Source organism: Tardiphaga sp. 20_F10_N6_6, from assembly GCF_052076045.1.
In the GTDB taxonomy this organism is placed as follows: Bacteria; Pseudomonadota; Alphaproteobacteria; order Rhizobiales; family Xanthobacteraceae; genus Tardiphaga; species Tardiphaga robiniae.
The window spans coordinates 1,997,506-2,020,220 of sequence record NZ_CP197239.1 but is presented as its reverse complement, the minus strand read 5'-3'; the positions used below and the strand labels follow the sequence as shown (position 1 = coordinate 2,020,220).

Annotated in this window: 25 protein-coding genes; 14 read left to right on the top strand and 11 right to left on the bottom strand. The window is 61.9% G+C overall.

The annotated features are described in order from the left end of the window. Window positions 1-198: 198 nt before the first annotated feature. A complete protein-coding gene (locus AB7813_RS09980) occupies window positions 199-864 on the top strand; it encodes an outer membrane protein (RefSeq protein ID WP_439064359.1) in 666 nt (221 codons plus the stop codon). Between the two features lie 204 nt (window positions 865-1,068). On the opposite strand, the gene AB7813_RS09975 is transcribed toward AB7813_RS09980, so the two are convergent. Beyond that, window positions 1,069-1,731 (bottom strand): DUF3313 domain-containing protein, encoded by a 663-nt coding sequence (locus AB7813_RS09975; protein ID WP_439064358.1) that lies wholly within the window; start codon window positions 1,729-1,731, stop codon window positions 1,069-1,071. An 84-nt stretch (window positions 1,732-1,815) separates the two neighbouring features. Further along, a complete protein-coding gene (locus AB7813_RS09970; protein ID WP_439083170.1) occupies window positions 1,816-2,394 on the bottom strand; it encodes a DUF2147 domain-containing protein in 579 nt (192 codons plus the stop codon). Between the two features lie 221 nt (window positions 2,395-2,615). Between AB7813_RS09970 and AB7813_RS09965 the strand changes: the two genes are divergently transcribed. Then, window positions 2,616-3,290, top strand: coding sequence for a TetR/AcrR family transcriptional regulator (locus tag AB7813_RS09965; protein WP_068736006.1), 675 nt, complete (start codon window positions 2,616-2,618; stop codon window positions 3,288-3,290). A gap of 154 nt (window positions 3,291-3,444) precedes the next feature. Here AB7813_RS09965 and AB7813_RS09960 read toward each other — a convergent pair whose 3' ends face one another. From AB7813_RS09960 to AB7813_RS09935, 6 genes are all read right to left on the bottom strand, one after another. Further along, window positions 3,445-4,560 (bottom strand): branched-chain amino acid ABC transporter substrate-binding protein, encoded by a 1,116-nt coding sequence (locus AB7813_RS09960; protein ID WP_439064356.1) that lies wholly within the window; start codon window positions 4,558-4,560, stop codon window positions 3,445-3,447. A 210-nt stretch (window positions 4,561-4,770) separates the two neighbouring features. Then, window positions 4,771-5,880 (bottom strand): branched-chain amino acid ABC transporter substrate-binding protein, encoded by a 1,110-nt coding sequence (locus tag AB7813_RS09955; protein ID WP_089264999.1) that lies wholly within the window; start codon window positions 5,878-5,880, stop codon window positions 4,771-4,773. 147 nt (window positions 5,881-6,027) lie between these two features. Beyond that, entirely contained in the window at window positions 6,028-6,750 is a 723-nt protein-coding gene (locus AB7813_RS09950; RefSeq protein WP_439064656.1) for an ABC transporter ATP-binding protein, read from the bottom strand. A gap of 11 nt (window positions 6,751-6,761) precedes the next feature. After that, window positions 6,762-7,592 carry an ABC transporter ATP-binding protein gene (locus tag AB7813_RS09945; RefSeq protein ID WP_089264997.1) on the bottom strand — a complete coding sequence of 277 codons (831 nt, stop codon included), beginning with the start codon at window positions 7,590-7,592 and terminating at the stop codon, window positions 6,762-6,764. After that, the gene (gene livM, locus AB7813_RS09940; RefSeq protein WP_175365824.1) at window positions 7,589-8,911 is read right to left on the bottom strand and encodes a high-affinity branched-chain amino acid ABC transporter permease LivM; all 1,323 of its coding nucleotides are present in this window, start codon (window positions 8,909-8,911) and stop codon (window positions 7,589-7,591) included. The genes AB7813_RS09945 and livM overlap by 4 nt, the downstream gene beginning before the upstream one ends. Window positions 8,912-8,921: 10 nt before the next feature. Next, entirely contained in the window at window positions 8,922-9,839 is a 918-nt protein-coding gene (locus AB7813_RS09935) for an ABC transporter permease subunit (RefSeq protein ID WP_089264995.1), read from the bottom strand. A 318-nt stretch (window positions 9,840-10,157) separates the two neighbouring features. On the opposite strand from AB7813_RS09935, the gene AB7813_RS09930 reads away from it, so the two are divergent. Both AB7813_RS09930 and AB7813_RS09925 read left to right on the top strand, forming a co-directional pair. Beyond that, the gene (locus tag AB7813_RS09930) at window positions 10,158-10,310 is read left to right on the top strand and encodes a hypothetical protein (RefSeq protein WP_170849538.1); all 153 of its coding nucleotides are present in this window, start codon (window positions 10,158-10,160) and stop codon (window positions 10,308-10,310) included. Between the two features lie 237 nt (window positions 10,311-10,547). Continuing rightward, the gene (locus AB7813_RS09925; protein WP_439064354.1) at window positions 10,548-11,159 is read left to right on the top strand and encodes a hypothetical protein; all 612 of its coding nucleotides are present in this window, start codon (window positions 10,548-10,550) and stop codon (window positions 11,157-11,159) included. 12 nt (window positions 11,160-11,171) lie between these two features. On the opposite strand, the gene AB7813_RS09920 is transcribed toward AB7813_RS09925, so the two are convergent. Genes AB7813_RS09920 through AB7813_RS09910 form a run of 3 tightly spaced genes read right to left on the bottom strand, consistent with a single transcriptional unit; the run spans window position 11,172 to window position 13,726 of the window. Further along, window positions 11,172-11,561: a carboxymuconolactone decarboxylase family protein gene (locus AB7813_RS09920; RefSeq protein ID WP_439064353.1), complete on the bottom strand. Its 390-nt coding sequence runs from the start codon at window positions 11,559-11,561 to the stop codon at window positions 11,172-11,174. 13 nt (window positions 11,562-11,574) lie between these two features. Continuing rightward, a complete protein-coding gene (pcaD, locus tag AB7813_RS09915; RefSeq protein WP_439064352.1) occupies window positions 11,575-12,354 on the bottom strand; it encodes a 3-oxoadipate enol-lactonase in 780 nt (259 codons plus the stop codon). Between the two features lie 22 nt (window positions 12,355-12,376). Then, window positions 12,377-13,726 (bottom strand): 3-carboxy-cis,cis-muconate cycloisomerase, encoded by a 1,350-nt coding sequence (locus AB7813_RS09910; protein WP_231080066.1) that lies wholly within the window; start codon window positions 13,724-13,726, stop codon window positions 12,377-12,379. Between the two features lie 209 nt (window positions 13,727-13,935). On the opposite strand from AB7813_RS09910, the gene AB7813_RS09905 reads away from it, so the two are divergent. From AB7813_RS09905 to AB7813_RS09860, 10 genes are all read left to right on the top strand, one after another. Next, window positions 13,936-14,382 (top strand): SRPBCC family protein, encoded by a 447-nt coding sequence (locus AB7813_RS09905; protein ID WP_089264991.1) that lies wholly within the window; start codon window positions 13,936-13,938, stop codon window positions 14,380-14,382. A 171-nt stretch (window positions 14,383-14,553) separates the two neighbouring features. Then, entirely contained in the window at window positions 14,554-15,039 is a 486-nt protein-coding gene (locus AB7813_RS09900) for a (2Fe-2S)-binding protein (RefSeq protein WP_089264990.1), read from the top strand. A 46-nt stretch (window positions 15,040-15,085) separates the two neighbouring features. Next, complete coding sequence (locus AB7813_RS09895) at window positions 15,086-15,892, top strand: FAD binding domain-containing protein (protein ID WP_439059060.1); 807 nt, start codon at window positions 15,086-15,088, stop codon at window positions 15,890-15,892. A 38-nt stretch (window positions 15,893-15,930) separates the two neighbouring features. Beyond that, complete coding sequence (locus AB7813_RS09890) at window positions 15,931-16,839, top strand: AAA family ATPase (RefSeq protein ID WP_439059059.1); 909 nt, start codon at window positions 15,931-15,933, stop codon at window positions 16,837-16,839. Window positions 16,840-17,029: 190 nt separating this feature from the next. Continuing rightward, complete coding sequence (locus AB7813_RS09885) at window positions 17,030-18,196, top strand: vWA domain-containing protein (RefSeq protein ID WP_120292714.1); 1,167 nt, start codon at window positions 17,030-17,032, stop codon at window positions 18,194-18,196. Window positions 18,197-18,207: 11 nt separating this feature from the next. Next, window positions 18,208-18,537 (top strand): XdhC family protein, encoded by a 330-nt coding sequence (locus tag AB7813_RS09880; RefSeq protein WP_068736040.1) that lies wholly within the window; start codon window positions 18,208-18,210, stop codon window positions 18,535-18,537. Beyond that, window positions 18,534-19,250, top strand: coding sequence for an XdhC family protein (locus tag AB7813_RS09875; protein ID WP_439059057.1), 717 nt, complete (start codon window positions 18,534-18,536; stop codon window positions 19,248-19,250). Before AB7813_RS09880 ends, AB7813_RS09875 begins: the two co-directional genes overlap by 4 nt. Then, window positions 19,247-20,851, top strand: a complete 1,605-nt coding sequence (locus AB7813_RS09870) for an NTP transferase domain-containing protein (RefSeq protein ID WP_439059056.1) — start codon at window positions 19,247-19,249, stop codon at window positions 20,849-20,851. The genes AB7813_RS09875 and AB7813_RS09870 overlap by 4 nt, the downstream gene beginning before the upstream one ends. Before the next feature lie 155 nt (window positions 20,852-21,006). After that, window positions 21,007-21,333 carry a DUF4189 domain-containing protein gene (locus AB7813_RS09865; RefSeq protein ID WP_315844185.1) on the top strand — a complete coding sequence of 109 codons (327 nt, stop codon included), beginning with the start codon at window positions 21,007-21,009 and terminating at the stop codon, window positions 21,331-21,333. A 53-nt stretch (window positions 21,334-21,386) separates the two neighbouring features. Beyond that, on the top strand, window positions 21,387-22,709 hold the full coding sequence (locus AB7813_RS09860) for an adenylate/guanylate cyclase domain-containing protein (RefSeq protein WP_439064351.1): 1,323 nt from the start codon (window positions 21,387-21,389) through the stop codon (window positions 22,707-22,709). Window positions 22,710-22,715: the final 6 nt, after the last annotated feature.

Sequence of the window (22,715 nt, the reverse complement as noted above, 5' to 3'; positions counted from 1 at the left end):
TCACGATGCATCGGACGGCTTCGGCGCCAGGCAGGGCTGACGACGCGACCTCCGACCGAATTGAGCTTCGATCATCCGATGCCTTGCATTTCGGCTTGCAGTCTCAGACGGCAGAGATTAATAGTACGATGTAGTTTGATTAATGGCCGGCGGTCATTTTCGAGCTTGGGTGATCAGCAATGTGGGGAGACCGGGTCCATGACCCTCGAAAATTCGATAAACAACTGGAAGACGACTTCTGCTTTGGTCTTGGCGGTTACCATTGCTGCGGGCGCCGTGCATGCGGCGGATCTGCCGTATCGCAAGGCCGATCCGGTTTATGCGCCGGCGCTGCCACCAGCCTTTTCGTGGACCGGCTTCTATGCCGGTGCCAGCGTAGGCGGCGGTTTCAGCGGTACTGACGCTTTCAACAGCTATCTGGGAACGAACGGCAGCAAGGCCGATGGCATCGTTGGCGGCCTTCAGGTCGGCTACAATTATCAGGTCTCGTCGCGGTTCGTGGTCGGCATCGAAAACGACTTCATGGCTTCGGGTCTCAAGACGAGCCGCAATGGCATCAACGAAGTGAGTTTGCCATTCTACGGGACGGGCCGCGGTCGTGCGGGCGTCACGTTCATGGATTCACATCTGCTCGTCTACGGCACCGGCGGCATGGCTTTCGGAGAGGTGAAGGACTCCGGGATCGACAAGATGCGCATTGGCTGGACCGCGGGCGGCGGCGTTGAATGGGCTTTTCGGCAGAACTGGTCGGCCAAGGTCGAATATCTTTACACCGATCTCTACAGGGACCTCAAAAAGGATGACTTGCCGGATCGCACCCAGAAATTCCAAACGATCACCGTCGGTGTGAACTATCATTTCTGATCTGTTCAAGCTGATCCATGGCTGATCGCTGTCAATCTGCATCGAGCCGTGATCTGACCAAGAGCCTGGCTGCGAGGCGGGCTCTTGGTCATCGGCATGTCGTCGTTATCGGGACCCGACGGTTTGTTGGTAACAGATGAGATCGTACGCTCGTTCAACGTTGTTCTGATCACGCGATAGCGACGAAGTCGATACGATGTGGCATCATCTCATTTGTGCGATCAGCGCATCCGCGCCCTGGTCGATCCCGGTTTCTGCCGCGGTCAATGGTCCGACGGTTGCCTTGATGTTGGTCGGCTTCGGATATTGCTTGGTGACGAACGCGCTAAGCAGGCGGGAAGTGGCGGCATCGAAGATCTCGACGGCATAGATGACAGAGCCCGTCATCGATCCCTCGCCATCGCGGGCCGCCTGTACGCCGTTGTAGACGAGGCCTCCGACGTCGATCCGCGACAGGGTGCCGAGCACCGGCGTGGTCTTGACAGCGCCAGTCAGGGTCAGCCTCACACGTAGTGTATTTGGGCCCCGCTGATTTGCGAGCGCGAAGCGGTTGCCCAGCTTCTCCGCGAACCGCGCCTGCATGGTGCGCGCGAGCGACGCCTTGTCTTCTTCGGTCATGTCACCGAATTGCTGGTCCGGACCCCGGTAGATCACGATCGGTTCGATAATAACTTTGTTATAGGAGCGCCAGTCCACAGTGGTGGAGTAGCGATACGGAATACGACCGGACGTATCGGACGGATTCGGTGCCAGTTGGGATGACGAAGCGACATCCGAATAGGGCATCGGCGCTATGCTCGCGCATCCCGCCAAGGCAGCGCAGAACGCGAGGACCGCCAGACGGTCCACCCGCGAGAGTGTGTACATCTCAAGCTCCAGTTTAGATATTTTGGGTGAATGTGATGAAGGCGGCCGCGCCGATGCGACGTGGTATCGGAAGCTCCGCAGCCGCTATTTGCTGGGTCGTGTCGTGGTTGGCGGCTTCGCCTGGGCTGTCTGCATCCACTCTCTATCGGCCTTGGGGCCGTTCGGATCGCCTGTCATGCCCACCAACTGTCCGGGCACGGCATTCGTGGTTTGAGTCCAGGTCTGCGTGGCGCAGAAAATCGACATCATGCAGCCCTTGACCTTCAGGTCGATCGCCTCACGCCTCAGCGAGATCTCGTAGGATTTGCCGTTCTCTGCATTGTAGATCTGGCCTTCAAAGCGCCCCGCCGGGTTGAGCTTCAGGCCCATGATCAATTGGTGACCGAGAACGGGTCGGGATTGCTTCGTCTTGTCCGGATTGTTCAGGTCTTTGAGTGGTTGCCCATTCGCGTCGTTGGGCTCTTTGGCCCAGACGATATAGCCGCAAATCTGCTCCAGCTTCGATCCGCAGCGTTCAATGCGTATGCGCGCGCGGCCATCTTCTGTGAGCCATGTGCCGCTCGGATCGGCTGGTGCTGCCGCGACGGGGCTGACGAGAGCCATCTGGCATATGGCGAGAGCGGTACGCACGACTATTCGGGAAACCAATGTCATCTGTCTCATATCTGGTCCTCGGATCACGAAAAGCGCTGGAGCCCGTATTCCCGCGAGGGCTGCCGCTCTTTCGTTACCTCTACAAGATTAATCAAACGGTACCGTACTATTTATACTCTACCGTGCGCCGTCGCAAGCCTATATGCGGTGAAATCGAATGATCGATTGCGCGGGCCGGGTGGTAAAAGCAGTCGGGAAGCGTGCAGAGAATGCCCGGAGAGAAAGCCAAGATGACTGTTGCCAAGGCCAAGCCGAGCAAAGCCGCGCCACGAAGCAGCGGGCGGCCGACGAAGGAACAGGCCGGGCGCATTACCGACCACATCGTCGAGGTGGCGAGAGGGCTCTTCCTGGAGTCGAGTTTCGAGGCGATCAGCGTCGATCTGATCGCGGCGACAGCGCGGATCTCGAAGCAGACCTTCTATGCCCGCTTTGCCTCCAAGGAGGCGCTGTATGCGGCGGTGATCCGGAAGGGAACGAATGATCTTCTCAAGCCGGCGGTCACCGACTCCAATCGCGACGGTCCGATCGAAGCGACCTTGGTCAAACTCGGACTGGAGCTTTCAAAGCGTGCACTCGCGCCGGCGGCCATCGCGCTGGAACGGCTGGTGATGGCCGAAGCACATCAATTCCCGGAGTTGGCGTCTGCCTATCACGGGACTGGCCTTCACGTGCGAGAGCAGATCGCCGGCATTTTCACCAACGCCATGCGCGACGGACAGATACGATCAGGGGATGCCAGCTTCATCGCCGAGCAGTTCGTCTACGCGGTGGCCGATGGGCCTGTGCGAGCCATGGTCCTCAGCGGCAAGATCGTCAAATCGGAGAAGGAGTTGCGCGAGCGTGTCACCGCCGCCGTCAGGCTGTTTCTGGATGGATGTCGCGATCGTCCTGCGCGGCACAGCTAGATCAGTCCGGACTCCGGCCAGCATGGTGTCCAATGCAGGCATCTGGCTGCTGGAAACGTTTCCAGTGTTGCAGAATTTTGAGTGAGGCTTTCTTTACCTCGCCCCGCCTGGCGAAGCTTCACTTCGCCAGGCGGGGAGAGGTTAGAAAAGCGCCTCAGGTTCCCTTCGCGTCGATCTGGGTGTAGTTGCCCTTGGCGTCCCACTTATAGACGACGTAGTCGATCGCCTTGATGTCGCCCTTGGCGTCAAACGCCATCTTGCCGAGCACGGTGTCCCATTCGCCGGCCTTGATCACATCCATCACCTTCTTGGTGTCGGTGGAGCCGGCCTTGGCAACGGCCTGCGACCAGACCTGGAACGCTGCATAGGTGTAGAGCGTGTAGCCTTCGGGATCGATGTTCTTGGCCTTGAACTTCTCGACGATCGCCTTCGCGGTCGGCTTGTTGCGCGGGTCGGGGCCGAAGGTGAACAGCGTGCCTTCTGCCGCGGGGCCGGTGATGGAGGCGAATTCCTTGTCGTTCATGGCGTCGCCAGCCATCAGCACGGTCTTGAGGCCCTGGTCGCGCATCTGGCGCAAGATCAGACCGGCTTCCTGATGATAGCCGCCGACATAAACCAGATCGATATTGTCGCGCTTCAGACGTGAGACGATCGAGTTAAAATCCTTGTCGCCCTTGTTGTAGCTCTCGAACATCTTTTCGGTGAAGCCGGCCTTGTTGAGTGCCTTCTTGGTCTCGTCGGCGAGACCCTTCCCGTAAGTGGTCTTGTCGTTGAGGATCGCGACGTTCTTGCCCTTGAAGTTCTTGGCAATGTAATCGGCGGCAACGAGGCCCTGCTGGTCGTCACGGCCGCAGACGCGCAGCACATTGGCGAGCTTGCGTTCGGTGAACAGCGGGTTGGTCGAAGCCGGCGTGATCTGCAGCACATTGCCATCGGCATAGGCTTCGGAGGCCGGGATCGACGATGACGAGCAGAAGTGGCCGGCGACGAACGGCACCTTGGAGCTCGCGAACTTTTCGGCGATCGAGCGCGCCTGTTTGGGATCGCAGGCATCGTCACCAACCTGTAGCGCCAGCTTCTTGCCGAGCACGCCGCCAGCGGCGTTGAGATCGGCCACAGCCTGGTCGGCGCCGTTCTTCATCTGGCGGCCGAAGGCCGATTCGCCGCCCGTCATCGGGCCGGCGACCGCGACGTTGATGTCCTGCGCAAAAGCTGCGGTTGAGAGCAGCGACGCGGCAAAGGCCAGGCCGATTACATTCAATGGTTTCATGGGGATGATCCTCGCAAAGAGTTTTCGGCCACAAACGCAATCGGCCGCCCGAACGATAGGATCATTCTCAACTTATTTTGATGCCGAGTCATCGGCAATTTTCGGCCGCAGACAGCCTGCCTGTGACTCCGACTGCGGCAGGTCGTCGCAAGCGCTTTCGCGAGCCGAGCCGCACCTCTGGCTGTGCGCAGAGAGGTGCGGCCTGCAGGCTTATTGCTTCAGTTCGGCGTAGTCGCCCTTGGCGTCCCACTTGTAGACGACATAGTCGATCGCCTTGATGTCGCCCTTGGCGTCGAACGCCAGCTTGCCGAGTACGGTGTCCCATTCGCCGGCCTTGATCGTGTCCATCACCTTCTTGGTGTCTGTGGTGCCGGCCTTGGCGACGGCCTGCGACCAGACCTGGAACGCCGCATAGGTGTAGAGCGTGTAGCCCTCGGGATCGATGTTCTTGGCCTTGAAGCGGTCGACGATCGCCTTGGCGGTCGGCTTGTTGCGCGGGTCGGGGCCGAAGGTGAACAGCGTGCCTTCCGCAGCCGGGCCGGTGATCGAGGCGAACTCCTTGTCGTTGATGGCGTCGCCCGCCATCAGCACCGTCTTGAGGCCCTGATCGCGCATCTGGCGCACGATGAGGCCGGCTTCCTGGTGATAGCCGCCCACGTAAACCAGATCGATATTGTCGCGCTTCAGGCGCGAGACGATAGCATTAAAATCCTTGTCGCCCTTGTTGTAGCTCTCGAACATCTTCTCGGTAACGCCGGCCTTGTTCAGCGCCTTCCTGGTCTCGTCGGCGAGGCCTTTTCCATAGGTCGTCTTGTCGTTCAGGATCGCGATATTCTTGCCCTTGTAGTTCTTGGCAATGTACTCGCCGGCGACAAAACCCTGCTGGTCGTCGCGGCCGCAGACGCGTAGCACATTGGCGAGCTTGCGTTCGGTGAACAGCGGATTGGTCGAGCCCGGCGAGATCTGCAGCACATTGCCGTCGGCATAGGCCTCCGATGCCGGGATCGACGACGACGAACAATAGTGACCGGCGACGAACGGAATGCGCGCGCTGGCAAATTTCTCGGCAATCGAGCGCGCCTGCTTGGGATCGCACGCGTCATCGCCGACCTGTAGCGCCAGCTTCTTGTTCAACAGACCGCCGGCGGCGTTGATATCGGCGACGGCGAGTTCGGCGCCATTCTTGAACTGCCGGCCGAATGCCGATTCGCTGCCGGTCATCGATGATGCGACGGCGACAGGAATATCCTGTGCCAGTGCAACGGACGCCAGCGCAATCGAAGCACCCGCCGTCAGGCCGATGAGTTTGATGAATTTCATAGGAAGTCCCCGTGTTCCGTTCGAATGCAGACAAACGCGACGCCGTGACGGAATCGCGATTGGCGCATCATTCTACCTTCAAAATAGTGTCGATTGTTTGCATCGCTGTGCATGTTCGATCGTCATGCGATGAAGCATATCGATCCGTCAGCCGTGCCGGCCGCCTTCGAGATAGGCGGAGCGGATTTCCGGGGCCTTCAGCAATTCGGCGCCGGTGCCTGACAGGGTGATCAACCCGTTGACCATGACGTAGCCGCGATGGGCCAGACGCAGCGCGTGATTGGCGTTCTGTTCGACGATCAGCACGGTCAGGCCGTCCTGCTTGTTGAGCACGCGGATCGCATCGAAAATCTGCTTGGCGATCAGCGGTGCCAGACCCAGCGACGGCTCGTCGAGCAGCAGCAGGCGCGGGCGGCTCATCAGTGCGCGGCCGATGGCCAGCATCTGCTGCTCGCCGCCGGACAGCGTGCCGCCGCGCTGGGTCATGCGCTCCTTGAGGCGCGGAAACAGCGTCAACACCTTGTCGAGGCTGACGGCGCGCTCGGCAGGACTGCTCTCATTGACGTCGGCGCCCATCTGCAGATTTTCCGCCACGCTCATACGCGGGAAAATCCGGCGGCCTTCCGGCGACTGCGCGATGCGCATCCGCGCGATCTCGTGGGTCGGTAGGTCGGTAATGTCCGTCCCGTCATAGGTGATCACGCCCGAGCGCGCCCGCGGCTTGCCGAAGATGGTCATCATCAGCGTCGACTTGCCGGCGCCGTTGGCGCCGATCAGTGCAACGATCTCGCCGTGCTTGATATCGAGATCGACACCTTTCAGCGCTTCGATCTTGCCATAGGATGCGTGCAGGCCGGCGATGGCGAGCATGGGGGCAGCGCTCACGTCTCGCCCTCCATCACCGCAATGGCTTCCTCTTCATCCGCGCCGAGATAGGCGGCGATGACTTTGGGATTGTCGCGGATCTGCTGCGGCGTTCCGTCGGCGATCTTCACACCGTAATCGAGCACGTTGATATGGTCGGAGATTTGCATCACGACGGACATGTCATGCTCGATGAGCAGGATCGATGTGCCATGTTCGGCGCGGATCTTGAGCAATAGCTCATTGAGTGCCGCGCTCTCGCGGGCATTGAGGCCGGCGGCGGGTTCATCGAGGCAGAGCAGTGCGGGTTCGGTACACATCGCACGCGCGATTTCGAGGCGGCGCTGGTCGCCATAAGGCAGGTTGCCGGCGGCATCGTCGGCGCGCTCCAGCAGGCCGATCTGATCGAGCCAGTAGCGCGCGAGGTCGATCGCAGCCTTCTCGGCGGCGCGATAGCTGGGCACGCCGAACAGGCCGAGAAGAGTGAAGCCCGAAGCGCGCATCAGCGTGTTGTGCTGCGCCACCATCAGGTTTTCCAGCGCGGTCATGCCGGGAAACAGCCGGATATTCTGGAAGGTGCGCGCGACCTTGGCGATCTTCGAGATGCGGAAGTCGTTCAGCCGCTCCAGCCGCCATTCACCATCGCTGTGGCGCAGCTTGATGGTGCCGGATGTCGGCTTGTAGAAGCCGGTGATGCAATTGAAGACTGTGGTCTTGCCGGCACCGTTGGGGCCGATCAGCGCTGTGATCTTGCCACGCTCGGCGGTGAAGGAGAGATCGTTGACGGCCACGATGCCGCCGAACCGCATCGTCAGATTCTCGACGCTGAGGATGTCGTTGATGTTCATCCGTGCCCCTCTTTGACGAGGTCGGACGAGATCACCGTGTTGCGTTCGAGAAAGACGGTTGGCGCGCGGTGGCCGATCAGGCCGCGCGGGCGCCAGATCATTAGCAGCACCATGGCGCCGCCGAACACCAGCATGCGGAATTGCTCAAGGCCTCTGAACAGTTCGAAGCCGCCGATCATCGCGAGCGCTGCGAGGGCCACGCCGAGTTGTGAGCCCATGCCGCCGAGCACGACGATGGCCAGCACCAGTGCGGATTCGTGGAAAGTGAAGGATTCCGGGCTGATGAAACCCTGACGGGTCGCAAAGAACGCGCCGGCGAAGCCGCCGAACATGGCGCCGGTGGCGAAGGCGGTGAGCTTCGTCGTCGTCGTATTGATGCCGAGCGCGCGGCAGGCGACTTCGTCTTCGCGCAGCGCCTCCCAGGCCCGGCCAATGGGTAGGCGGCGCAGGCGGATGGTGACCCAGTTGGTGAGCAGTGCGAGCGCGAGGATCAGATAGAACAGGAAGACGATGCGGTGGGTCGGCGAGAACTCGATGCCAAGGCGGTCAGCGAGGCCGCCATCGCCCGGCGTCAGCGGAATGCCGAACATGGTTGGACGCGGAATGCCGGAGATGCCGTTGGGACCACCGGTGAGAGTCTGCCAGTTGATGATGACGAGGCGGATGATCTCGCCAAAGGCCAGTGTAACGATGGCGAGGTAGTCGCCGCGCAGCCGCAGGACTGGAAAGCCGAGCAGCACACCGAAGAACGCCGCGAGGATACCGGCGAGTGGCAGGCAGATCCAGAACGACAGGCCGAAATTGGTGGCCAGCAGCGCGTAGGAATAGGCGCCGACGGCATAGAAGGCGACATAGCCGAGATCGAGAAGACCGGCGAGGCCGACCACCACATTCAGACCCCAGCCAAGCATCACGTAGGTCAGCACGAGAATGCCGAGATCGAGGATGTAACGCTCGTCGTAGAAGATCACCGGGACGAGAAAGGTGAAGATCAACAGCGCCGGCACCAGCGCACGGCCGGCGAAGGAAAATACTTTCTGCGCCGATGGCGGCACGACGCGCACGGTGTCCACCGGTCCCCACCAGTGGCGCAGCAACTCCATGACGATACTGCCGCCGAACACCACGGCGACCATGGCGGCGAGATCGCCGAAGCGCGTCCACCAGGTCAGTTGCCCGTCGGAGCCGGCCTCGGTGCGGATGCCGATCATCAGCGAGAACAGCACCAGCGCGACCAGTGCGGAGATCACGGCCTTCTTCAGGATGAATGCGGCGTCCGGCCCGCGGGCAGTCTTAGCTTGTGATGCGTTTGCTGCCACTTGGATCCCGTCAGACTTTTTCGACTTCGGGACGGCCGAGCAGGCCGGTCGGCAGGAAGATCAGCACCACGATCAGAATCGAAAAGGCGGCGACATCTTTGTATTCGGTGGAGAAGTAGGCGGCCCACAATGTCTCGATCAGGCCGATCAGCAAGCCGCCGAGCATGGCGCCAGGTAGCGAGCCGATGCCGCCGAGCACGGCGGCCGTGAAGGCCTTGATGCCGGCGACGAAGCCCATGAAGAAATCCACGAGGCCGTAATAGAGCAGGTACATCATGCCCGCGACCGCAGCCAAGGCTGCGCCGATCACGAAGGTCATGGAGATGGTGCGGTCCACATCGACGCCGAGCAGCGAGGCCATGGTCTGGTCCTGCTCGCAGGCGCGCATGTCGCGGCCGAGGCGCGTGCGCGCGACCAGCCAGGTGAACAGCGCCAGCAGCACGATGGTGGTGATGACGACGATGATCTGGATGTTGGACAAGCGTACGGCGAAACCGTCGGCGCCTTCATGCAGTGTGTAGCCGCCGGTGATGATCGGTGGCACCGGCTTGACGCGGGCGCCCTGTGCGACCTGCGAGAAATTGGTCAGCACAAAAGACATGCCGATCGCTGACAGCATCGGCGCTAGGCGGAAGGAATGGCGCAGGGGACGGTAGGCGATGCGCTCGATGGTCCAGCCATAGAGCGAGGTGATGGCCATCGAGACCAGGAGCACCAGCAGCAGGATCACCGGCACCGCGGTAAGGCCGATCGACACCAGGATGAGAAAAGTGATCAGCGCGATGAATCCGCCGATCATGAAGATATCGCCATGGGCGAAATTGATCATGCCGACGATGCCGTAGACCATCGTGTAGCCGATCGCGATCAGGCCATAGATGGAGCCGAGCACGAGACCGTTGATCAGTTGCTGGGCGAAATAATCCATGCGCTGCCGAATTCGAGTGAGGCGCCACCATGATCCGGCAGCCGGATCATTGCGTCGTTGTATCGTTTTCTAACAGCGGCCATTGGAGGCGGCAACAGGGGCTGGTGCGGCTAAAGTAGCCTGTACATGCTGTTTTTCGCGGCGATTGGCGTCCGTTCGCTTGCGCCGCAGCGCACACAAATCCACGCCTTATTTGCGGCTGTTCCGGTGTCACAGTTGCGCCGCGCAACGGCCTTGCAATCATCACGCGGGAACCGAAACGAAGATCGGGGCTGCACGTTGTCGGGCGTTGAATGGTTCAACACAGGAGATTGAAGAATGTCCAATCAGAACCAGCAAAAGCCCGGTCAGCAGAAGCCAGGCCAGCAGAGCCAGAACCCCGGGCAGCAGGGCCAGAAGCCCGGTCAGCAGCAGGGCGGTGGAATGAAGCCCGACCACGAGCAGGACCCGGGCCGGCAGGGCCAGAGATAGGCCGTCAGGCAGACATCAATCGAGATTTGGGTCGTTCTCAGCGACCCATGTGGAAGGCCCCGCCGAAAGGCGGGGCTTTTCGTTTGGCAAGTCCTGATCGTATTCCCCCGCCGTTATCCCGGCAATTTTCGAATTAAGGTTACCAATTGGTTTACATTGTCCGTCTGATTGAACGGGCGTTACGTCGGCGCAGGCGTGCGACTCCTGCGAGTCGCCGGCAGAGCGGTGGACGACGTGATGGATCAGAGCAGCGCAGACCAGACCGGAGCCCATCAGGGTGGAACTCTCCAGGCTGGCACGTTTCAGACCGGTACGTTTCAGACTTGGCGGATCAGCACGTTCACGGGCGCGCTGATCGCCTGCTATTTCATCCCGACCTGGACGATCTTCGCGTTCCGCATCATGGTCTCGCCGATCCAGGGCTTCTATGAGCGGCCCAATATTTCGCTGGCGCTGTTTCTCAGCGACTACATGCAATTTTCCAGCATGGGCACGGTGCGCTATGCGTGGCTGCTCGCCGTCGGCAAGCTGACGGTGGTGGCTTTCTTCACGGTATTCCTGGTGTTCATCACACGCCCGAAAATCCGCAAGACGGGCGGCTGCGACGAGGCGTTGATGATGGCGCTTGGTATCGGTGGCGTGATCTCGTTCGCCAGCATGATCATGGCATCGAAGGTCGGCGAGATCGCCGCGATGCGGCTGCACATCACAGAATTGCTGTTGATGCTCGGCGCTGCAGTGCTGCTGGCGATCGAGCCACCGCTACGCCGCGCGGCGGGGCAGGAGCTTGATCCCGGGCAGCCGGGCAAGGCAGCCAACGACGCGGAGCTTTTACAGAAGGTTGCCTAAACAAAAGGTCGCCTAAATGGTCAGTCCGAGTTCTTTGATAATTGCGCCAGCTTCCTTGGTAGCATGATTGGCCGCCGGGACGCCGCAATAGATCGCCTGCTGCAACAGGATTTCTTTGATGTCGTCCGGTGTGAAGCCGCCTTCGGTGAGGGCGGCGCGCACATGCATGCGGAATTCGTCCCACTGGCCGAGCGCGAGCATAGTGCCGATCACCAATACGCGGCGCGTGCGGTCGTCGAAATGCGGCCGCGTCCAAATCTCGCCCCAGGCGTAGCGGCTGATCAGGTCGAGAAAATCCGCATTGAATGCGTTCTTGCCGGCGGCCGATTTGTCGACCCAGGCATTGCCGAGAACCTTGCGGCGTTTTGCGGTGCCTTCGGCGGCGCGCTGTTGCTCGTCCATCTTAGGTCTCCGTTCAGCGCTGTGTCAGGAAGCCGACTACGGCGTCGGTGAAGGCGTAAGGCTGTTCGACGTTCGAGATGTGTGCGGCATCCAGGAGCGTCATGCTGGCGCCGGGGATGTTGCTGCGGATCAGTTCACCAGCCGCAACCGGTGTTGCGTTGTCCTGACGGCCGGCGATCACCAGCGTTGGGCTTTTGATCTTGGGCAGCAGCGCGCGCTGATCGAGCGTGCTCAGCGCCTCGCAGGCAGCAAGATAGCCTTCGACCGGTGAGGCGATCAGCATCGCCTGCATCTTCGCGGTGGTCTCGGGCTCGCGCTCGCGGAAGTCGGCGGTGAGCCAGCCGCCGATGACGGCGTCGGCCACCGCTTTGAGCCCACCCTCGCGCACCGCCTTGATGCGGTTGTGCCAGTTGGTCGGATCCGGATAGTAGCAGCTGGTGTTGGCCAGGATGATCTTGTTGAAACGCTCAGGCGCGTTGGCGCCTAACCACTGGCCGACCATGCCGCCCATCGACAACCCGCACCAATGCACCTTATCGATGTTGAGGTCGTCGAGGATCGCCAGCACGTCCTTGCCATAGCGCTCCATCGAGGTCGGGCCGTTCATGCCGGACTTGCCGTGGCCGCGCCGATCGTAGCGGATCACGCGAAACAGCTTTGTCAGCGCCGGCATCTGCGGCTCCCACATCGCCATGGTGCAGCCAAGCGAGTTCGACATCATCAGCGTCGGCCCGCTGTCGCGGCCCTCCACGAAGACATTCAGCAGGCAGCCGTCGGCATCGATCATGGGCATGGTGTGTCTCCCGAGTTTCTTCTTAACGGAGTGAGGCGAGCTGGCGGTCGATCAGGGCTTGCGAGACGCCCTGATAATCCATCGGCTCGAACAGTTTGGCGATCGCGGCAGCGCTGAGCTGCGCGTTGACCTTGGGATCGGCCGTGAGAATATCGCGCAGATGTTTCTTCTCGGCGACGGCGCGCTTGGTGGCGGCCTCGATCAGATGATGGGCGTCGCTCTTGCCGAGCTTTTCGGCGAGCGCAAAGGTCACGGCTTCCGCCATGATGAGGCCGTGGGTTTCATCGAGATTGAGGCGCATCCGCTCAACGTCGACCTCGAGCCCTTCGGCGATATCGACGATGGCGGCAAGGGCGCCCGATGTCACCAGCAGCAGCGTCGGCAGCGTCGGCCATTCGGCGTGCCACGGTCCGGCACTGCGCTCGTGATCCTGGATCTGCGCGGCAAAGATCGTTGCAGCCAGATTCGGAGCCATGGTCGCGGCGCCAAGCGCGGAGGCTGATGCCACGGGATTGCGCTTATGCGGCATTGTCGAGGAGCCGCCGCGGCCTTCACCGGAGGGTTCGAACGCTTCGCCGACATCGGTCTGCATCATCAGCGAGACGTCGCGAGCGATCTTGCCGCAACTGCCGGACAGGATCGCCAACACGGAAGCCACTTCGGCGATCCGGTCGCGATGGGTGTGCCACGGCGCATCGGGTAGCGGCAGCTGCAATTCCTTGGCGAGTTGCTCTGCAACGACGAGCCCCTTGTCGCCGAGCGCAGCAAGCGTGCCGGCAGCGCCGCCGAATTGCAGTGCGACGCCTTCGGCGCGCAATCGTTTCAGCCGCAGGCGCGAGCGGTGCAGTGCTGAGGCATATTCGGCGAGCTTCAGCCCGAATGGCATCGGCAGCGCGTGCTGCAGCCAGGTGCGGGCGACCACAGCGGTGTTGCGGTGCTTGACCGCAAGGGCTGCAAAGCCGGCGATGGCGCGGTCGAGATCCGCGAGCAGAGCGTCAATGGCGGCGCGTAGGCCGAGCATGGTGGCGCTGTCGATGACGTCCTGACTGGTGGCGCCCCAATGCACGTAGCGCGCAGCCTCGGTATCGGCCTTCGCCACTTTGGCAGTGAGCGTCTTGACCAGCGGAATGGCGAGGTTGCCGGACCGCGTGGCCGCATCGGCAAGTGCAGCGAGATCGAACTGGTCGGCTTTGCAGGCGGCCTCGATGGCCGCCACCGCGCTGGCGGGAATCACCCCGACTGCGGCCTCGGCCCGCGCCAGTGCGGCTTCGAAGTCCAGCATATGCTGCAAATGGGCGGTATCATCGCAAACCGCACGCATCGCGCGGCTCGACAACAAGGGTGCCAGCAGGGGGGACAGGGATGTGCTCATTTGTGCGGGACCCTAACCATTCCGGCGAGAGTCTGCCAATCCCCCGCAATCTTCTTGTCGCCGTCGCCTGTTGCACTGCGAATAGGCATCGCCCCATCTCGCCAGGCGGTCTTTCCTTTGCGCCGTCCGTGCATTACTTGGGATTGGGGGCAATCCCTTGGGGATGACAGCCTCAATTCCGGACGGCGACAAATTCAGGAGACAGACCCATGGCCATGACGATGAGCGGTGAAGTTCAGCTTGCCGCGCCCCGCGAAGTGGTATGGGGAAAGCTCAACGACCCCGCGGTGCTGAAGGCCTGTATCCCGGGCTGCGAAGAGCTCGAGACCACAGAGGAAGGCGGCTTCCGCGCCACGGCCAAGATCAAGGTCGGCCCGGTCTCCGCGCGTTTCAAGGGCAAGGTCACGCTGAGTGATCTCGATCCGCCCAACGGCTACAAGATCACCGGTGAAGGCGAGGGCGGCGTGGCCGGCTTTGCCAAGGGCGGCGCTGTCGTCGGCCTGACCGACAAGGATGGTGGCACGCTGTTGACCTACAATGTGGAAGCCCAGATCGGTGGCAAGCTGGCCCAGCTCGGTCAGCGCCTGATCAACGGTTCGGCCAAGAAGATCGCCGACGAGTTCTTCGCGAACTTCGCCAAGGCTGTTCAGGGCTAAGGCCCGGAGCGTCTGATAGCGGCGATCAAGTGTGCTTGATACCGCAGAAAAACACACCAGAGACCGTCCCGACTTGAGGTTGCTCATTGCCGGGATGGGCCATATTATGCATTTGGAATGATTTTAATGACCGCGTCGCCACGCAATGGGACGCGGACCAAGAGAGTGCATATGGCCAAAATCTCGATGATCGTGAACGGCAATCCCGTCACCGGCAATATCGATCCGCGCACATTGCTGGTGCAGTTTCTACGTGAGAATCTGCGGCTCACCGGCACCCATGTGGGTTGCGACACGTCGCAATGCGGTGCCTGCGTTGTGCATCTCGACGGCAAGGCCGTGAAGTCCTGCACCACGCTCGCTGTCATGGCCGACGGTCACGAGGTGAAGACCATCGAAGGTCTCGCAGCCGATGGCGCGCCGCTGCATCCGATGCAGGAAGCGTTTCGCGAGCATCATGGCCTGCAGTGCGGCTTCTGCACTCCAGGCATGATCATGACCGCGGTGGACCTCGTGCATCGCAAGGGACATGATCTCAGCGATCACCTGATCCGCGAAGAACTCGAAGGCAATCTCTGTCGCTGCACCGGTTATCAGAACATCGTGGCGTCGATCGCAGCCGGCGCCAAGGCGATGGCGAAATCCGATCTCGCATAACGACGCACAACGATAATCGCGCACCGCGAATCAGGGATCCCCACCCATGTACGAATTCAAATATCATCGTCCGTCGACCGTGCGGCAGGCCGCGAATCTCCTCATCAAGAACGAGGACGCCAAGCTGATCGCCGGCGGTCATACGCTGGTGCCGGTCATGAAGCAGCGTTTGGCGGCGCCGCCGCATATCATCGATCTCTCGCATATCGAGGGTGTCGACGGCATCGAGATGAAGGGCCGCTCGCTGGCGATCGGCGCGCTCGCCAAGCATGCCGCTGTCGCGTCATCGCCGATCGTTGGCGAAGCCATTCCGGCACTGGCCGAACTCGCGGGCCTGATCGGCGATCCCGCTGTGCGCCACAAGGGCACTATTGGCGGTTCGCTCGCCAACAACGATCCCACCGCCGACTATCCAGCGGCTGTGATGGCGCTTGGCGCCACCATCACCACCAACAAGCGCAAGCTGAAGCCGGAAGAGTTCTTCCAGGGCTTGTTCACGACCGCGCTGGAGGCCGACGAGATCATTACCAAGGTCTCCTTCCCCGTGCCGAAGAAGGCCGCCTATATCAAGTTCCGCAACCAGGCCTCGCGCTACGCGCTGGTCGGGGTGTTCGTGGCGCGTCTGCCCTCGGGCGTGCGCGTCACCGTCACCGGTGCGGGCTCGGATGGTGTGTTCCGCGTCGAGGAGTTCGAGGCAGCATTGCAGAAGCGGTTCTCGCCAAAGGCGCTGGACGGGCTTACGGTGCCGGCCGAAGGCCTCAACAGCGATCTCCATGGCAGCGCCGAATATCGGGCGCATCTGATCGGCGTGCTGGCCAAGCGTGCGGTCGAAGCTGCCAACAACCGGGCCTGATATTTGTCAGGTCCGCACTTTCCCGGATTGGTTCTCTCATGACTAAGCCATCGGCGCTCCCCACCTCCGTCGATGGCATGCTGGAATTGCTGACATCGCGCGGCTATCTCGCCGAGCGATCGTTGGCGACAGTCACCTATCTCTCGCTGAAAATGGGGCGGCCGCTGTTTCTCGAAGGCGAGGCCGGCGTCGGCAAGACCGAGATCGCCAAGGTGCTGTCGGCCGCGCTTGGCCGCAAGCTGATCCGGCTGCAGTGCTACGAAGGCCTCGACGTCTCCTCCGCGGTCTATGAGTGGAACAGCGCCTCGCAGATGATCGCGATCCGGTTGGCGGAAGCCGCTGGCGATACCGACCGCGATCAGCTCTCCAGCGACATCTTCGCCGAGCGTTACCTGATCAAGCGCCCGCTCCTGCAGGCGCTCGAGCCAGATGTGAATGGTGCGCCTGTCTTGCTGATCGACGAACTCGATCGCGCCGACGAGGCATTTGAGGCCTATCTCCTTGAGATCCTCAGCGACTTCCAGGTGACGATTCCCGAACTGGGTACCGTGAAGGCGCCGGCGCCACCGATTGTCATCGTCACGTCGAACCGCACCCGCGAAATCCACGATGCGTTGAAGCGGCGCTGTCTGTATCACTGGGTGGACTATCCCAACGCCGAGCGCGAACTCGCCATCGTCAAGTCGCGCGTGCCGGGCATCTCAGCGAAGCTGTCGCAGCAGGTGGTGAAGTTCGTGCAGGCGCTGCGCGACCAGGATTTCTACAAATCGCCCGGCGTCGCCGAAACACTGGACTGGGCGACCGCGCTGACCGAACTCGACGCCCGCTCGCTGACGCCGCAGGTGGTGGGCGATACGCTGGGCGCGCTGTTGAAGTATCAGGACGACATCCAGCGCATGCAGGGCGATGCGCTGGCGAAGGTGATCAAGGAAGCGACGAGCGATTAACACTCGTCATTCCGGGGCGCGGGCGGCGATAGCCGAACGCGAACCCGGAATCCCGAAGTAGTTGAACACATCGAGGTTCCCCACCACTCCAATTGGAGTGGCTGAGGTTCGGTCGCGCAAGTGGCGCGCCCGCCCCGGAACGACGGAGTTAGGTTTGCCCATCGACCATCTCAACCCACCGACCGGCCAGATGGCAGACAATGTCATCGGCTTTGCGCGTGCGCTCCGCGCCGCCGGCCTGCCGGTTGGGCCGGGTGCGGTGATCGATGCGCTGAATGCCTTGCAGATGATCGAGATCGGCAAGCGCGCCGACGTTTTCACCACGCTGGAAGCGATCTTCGTCAAACGCCACGAGCATGCGTTGGTGTTTGCCCAGGCCTTCGATCTGTTTTTCCGTGCGGCCGACGAATGGAAGCAGATGCTGGATTCGGTGCCGCTGCCCGACGATGCCAAGCGCAAGCCGCCGCCGGCCTCGCGCCGCGTGCAGGAGGCCATGGCGCAGCCGGCGCAGGGCCAAGAGCGCGAGGCGCCGCAGGAGCAGGAAATCAGGCTGTCGGTCTCCGACCGCGAGGTTTTGCAGAAGAAGGATTTTGCGCAGATGAGCGCAGCGGAGATCGCCGAGGTCACGCGCGCCATCGCCAATATGCGGCTGCCGCAAGCTGAATTGCGCACGCGCCGCACCCAGCCGGACAAGCACGGCGCGCGGCTCGATCTGCGGCGCACGCTGCGCGGTAGCCTGCGCACGGGCGGCGACATCATCGATATCCGCAGGCTAGGCCTGATCGATAAGCCGGCGCCGATTGTCGCATTGCTCGATATCTCCGGCTCGATGAGTGAATATACCCGGCTGTTCCTGCACTTCCTTCATGCCATTACGGACGCCCGCAAGCGCGTCTCGGTCTTCCTGTTCGGCACAAGGCTGACCAATGTGACGCGGGCGCTGCGCTCGCGCGATCCCGACGAGGCGCTCGCCTCATGCTCGGCCTCGGTGGAAGACTGGGCCGGCGGCACGCGCATTTCCGCGTCGCTGCACAACTTCAATAAGCTCTGGGGACGCCGCGTGCTCGGCCAAGGGGCCATCGTGCTGCTAATTTCCGACGGTTTGGAGCGGGAGGCGGATTCCCAACTGGCCTTCGAGATGGACCGGCTGCATCGCTCCTGCCGGCGGCTGATCTGGCTCAACCCGCTATTGCGCTTCGACGGCTTCGAGCCGAAAGCGCAGGGCATCAAAATGATGCTCCCGCACGTTGACGAATTCCGCCCGGTGCATAATTTGAGTTCGATCGACGGACTGATTAAGGCGCTGTCATCGGCGCCCCCGGTCCATCACCGCAGCCTGATCCGGCCCGCAGCTTAAGAGAGGCTTCCATGCTCAATCGCGATGAAGACATCCTGCAGGCCGCGGAAGCGTGGCAGAAGGCCGGACACGGCGTGGCGCTGGCCACCGTGGTTGAGACCTGGGGTTCGGCGCCGCGTCCCGCAGGCTCGAATCTCGTCATCAATGACGATGGCACCTTCCTGGGCTCGGTCTCCGGCGGTTGCGTCGAGGGCGCCGTGGTCACCGAGGCGCTCGATGTGATTGCGAGTGGCGAGCCCAAATTGCTCGAATTCGGCGTGGCTGACGAGACCGCGTGGAATGTCGGCCTGTCCTGCGGCGGCACCATCCGCGTGTTCGTCGAGAAGGTCGGTCAGTCGTGAAAGCCGAGACGCTCGCCACCCTGAACACGGAACGCGCCGCTCGGCGCCCCGTTATTTTGATCACCGATATATCCGATGGAACACAACGCCTGATGAAGGCCGCCGATTTCGGCGCTGATCCGCTGCATGCCGAGCTGGAGAAGCAGCTGCGCATGGGCAAGAGCGCCATGATCGAGTCAAATGGCAAGAAGCTGTTCCTCAATGTCTACGCGCCGACCGCGCGCCTCGTGATCATCGGTGCCGTCCATATCAGCCAGGCGCTGGCGCCGCTGGCACGGTCGCTGGATTACGACGTCACCGTGGTCGATCCGCGCACGGCCTTTGCCAGCCCCGAGCGTTTCCCGGACGTGCAGCTGATCGCCGAATGGCCGGATGAGGCGCTGCCGGGCCTCCACATCGATCACTACACAGCCTTCGTCGCCGTGACCCATGATCCGAAGATTGACGATCCCGCGCTGCTGCATGCGTTCGAGAAGAACTGCTTCTATATCGGCGCGCTCGGCTCGCGGAAAACCCACGCGAAGCGCGGCGACCGGCTGAAGGCGCAGGGCGTCAGCGAGGCTGACTTCGCGCGGATCAAGGCGCCGATCGGTCTCAATATCGGTGCTGTTTCGCCGTCGGAGATCGCGGTCTCGATCATGGCCGAGATCACCGCCGAACTGCGCATGCCCAAGACGATACCCGCGGAATTGTCCAAAGTGAGCAACCCATGAAGTTCGGTCCCGCCAGTCCGGCGGATGCACTTGGCGGCGTGACCGTCCACACACTGCGTCAGGGTTCGCTCGTTCTCAAGAAGGGCACCACTATCGGTCCCGATGAAGTCGCCGCGCTGACCGGCGCGGGGGTCAAGGACGTGGTCGTCGTGCGTCTCGAGGACGGTGATGTGTCCGAAGACGTCGCTGCAGCTAGTATCGCGCAGTCAGTGGCGGGCGAGGGCGTCAATGTCGAGCGAGCCTTCACGGGCCGCGCCAATCTGTTTGCGGGGACTCCGGGCGTGCTGGTCGTCGATCGCGCCATCGTCGATCGCATCAATGCCGTCGATGAAGCGATCACCTTTGCAACGCTGGCGGCCTACAAGCCGGTGGTCGAAGGCGAGATGATCGCGACCGTCAAGCTGATCCCGTTCGGCGTCGCCGGTACGCTGCGCGACGCGGCCGTCCAGGCTGCCTCGGGCGGCGCGATGAGGATCGCGCCTTACACGGTCAAGAAAGTCGGCATCGTCTCGACGCTGTTACCGGGGCTGTCGCCGAAGGTGATCGACAAGACGCTGCGTGTGACCGAAGAGCGTCTCGCGCCTGCCGGTGCGAAGATCATCGCCGAGCGCCGCGTGCCACACGACGAGAAGGTGCTGGCAAAGACAATCAAGGAACTGCTCGGGCTGGGCGCCGAGCTGGTGATTGTGTTCGGCGCCTCGGCCATTGCCGACCGCCGTGATGTCATTCCGTCGGCGATCGAACAGATCGGCGGCGCCATCGAGCATTTCGGCATGCCGGTAGATCCCGGCAATCTGCTGCTGATCGGCAGGGCCGGCAACGTGCCGGTGCTGGGTGCGCCGGGCTGTGCGCGATCCCCAGTCGAGAACGGCTTCGATTGGGTGTTGATGCGGCTGCTGGCCGGTCTCAAGGTCACGCGTTCGGATCTCACAGGCATGGGCGTCGGCGGTTTGCTGATGGAAATCGTCACCCGGCCGCAACCGCGCGTGCCCGTCGGCAGCGATGGCAACAGCAACGTCGCCGCCGTTATTCTGGCCGCCGGTCGTTCGACCCGGATGGGGGGGCCGAACAAGTTGCTCGCCGAACTCAACGGCAAGGCATTGGTCCGGATAGTCGCCGAACAGGCGATCGCATCGAAAGCGTCGAGCGTAACGGTGGTGACAGGTCATCAGGCGCCAGAGGTCGAGAAGGCGCTGGCCGGACTCAAAGTCACGTTCGTCTACAACCCTGATTTTGCTGATGGCCTTGCCAGTTCGGTGAAAGCCGGCATCGCGGCGGTCCCGGCCGATGCCAATGGAGCCGTGATCTGTCTCGGCGACATGCCGCTGATCGATGCCCGCTTGATCGACCGGTTGATCGAAGCCTTCGCGCCGGATCGCGGCAACCTCATCGTCGTCCCTGTAAGCGAGGGCCGTCGCGGTAATCCCGTGTTGTGGTCTCGGCGCTTCTTCAATGAGTTGATGACGTTGGACGGCGATATCGGCGCTCGGCACCTGATCATGAAGCACGCCGAAGCCGTTGCCGATGTGGCGGTCGAAGGTCACGGCGCCTTCCTCGATATCGATACACCGCAGGCGCTGGAAGACGCGCGGAGCGGCTAACGCATGGCGTATGCGGCGGGCCGCCGCATTGCACTTTCGTTCACCAAGTTGAAACGCCCTTCCTTTAGCGTCTGCCTCGATCGACCTCGGGGGAGGGGAAATTGTCACTGTTTGTTGCCGCGCGTCGTCGCGCGATTCTCGCCGTTGCCTTATTGATGAGCGTCGGTGCCATGGACGTGGCTTCGGCCGCTGGTGCCCTCGCCGTGGGCAAGTGCGGTGCCTATGGCCAGGCCTTCGACTATCCGGCGCAGGGGGCGGCGCTGGCGGCCGCTAAAAAGCAGTGCAAGGGCGAATGCACGACCGTAACGATGAACCGTGCCTGTGCAGCCTTCGCCGTCGATATGAAGAATCCCTGCGGCGCACACGGCTATGCCGTGGCGCCCCGTATTTCGAGTTCGCTGAATCAGGCGACCAAGAAATGCTATGACTACGGCGGTAAGGAATGCGTCATCCGCGCATGGGCCTGCGACGCCAAGGGCTAGAGCTCCCCGACAAATATCTCGTTCAACGCGCCTGCGGCAGCTAGACTGCTGCAATGATTCAATTTTTCCGGACACTTCTGAAGTCTGCCGCCGACGCCGATCCGTCCGTTCGCGAATTTCGCAAGGCGCTGAGCCGCGAGATGCTGTTGACCGAACGGTTGCGGGTCAAGACGGTCATTGGCACCGTGGTGATCGTGACGCTGTCGCTGTCCATCGCCTATCTGCTGGCGCCGTCGAGCTTCGCGCGCATATCCAATGGCCAGTTCGATCTTAAATCGTCTTTTATGATCACGGGCCCGCTGCTGCTGTTCGAGTTCTTCGTTCTTTACAAGGTCAATCAGCGCATCGCTGCAGGGCAGGATATTGCGCAGGGGCGGCGCTATTTGAGCGCACTCATCGAGACCAGCATTCCGACGGCCGCACTGCATCTCCATATGGGCTGGATGGGGCCGGCGGCGGCGTTGGCATTTGCTGCGCCTTTGTCCTATTTCATCTTCATCATTCTATCCACGCTTCGGCTCGATTTCTGGCTGTCGACATTTACGGGCTTTGTCGCGGCCGCCCAGATGCTCGCGCTGGCCATGCTGTATCATCCGGTGCAATTCGCCTCGGAACCGGCACCGGATTTTGCGTTTCAGCTTATCCGCAGCGCCATGGTCCTGCTCTGCGGTATTCTTGCAGGCGCGGTCGGCTTGCAACTCCGTCGCCAGTTCGAGGCGAGCATCGCGGCAACTTCGGCGCGCGATCGTGTCACCAATCTGTTCGGTCAGCATGTCTCGCCGCAGGTTGTGGAGCAGTTGCTGGCGTCGGGAACGAGCTCTACGACCGAGATGCGTCAGGTCGCGGTGATGTTCGTCGATATCCGTAACTTTACCGCAGCGACCCGTGTGCATTCGCCCCGCGAGGTGGTGGATCGGCTCGACGAGACCTTTGCTCTATTGGTCGACGTGCTGGATCGACATTCCGGGATCGTGAACAAGTTTCTCGGTGACGGATTTCTCGCGCTGTTCGGAGCGCCCATTGAGGATCCGAATGCGGCGCATGGCGCCGTGCAGGCGGCACGCGAGATGCTCATAGCTGTCGAGAAAAGCAATCAGAACAGCGAATGGCCCCTGCGCATCGGCATAGGGCTTCATATTGGGGCCGTGATTGCCGGCAACGTTGGCTCCCCGCGCCGCAAGGAATACACCGTCATCGGCGATACCGTGAACTTCGCGGCTCGGCTTGAGGCGCTCAACAAACAGTTCGGCTCACAATTACTGATCTCTGCCTCCATACGTGATGCCTTGGGCGACACTTGCAGCGATGCGGAGCTGCTCGGCGATGTGCCGATCCGCGGCTATGACCTGCCGCAGGCTATCTGGCGCTTGGGCTGAGTGCTG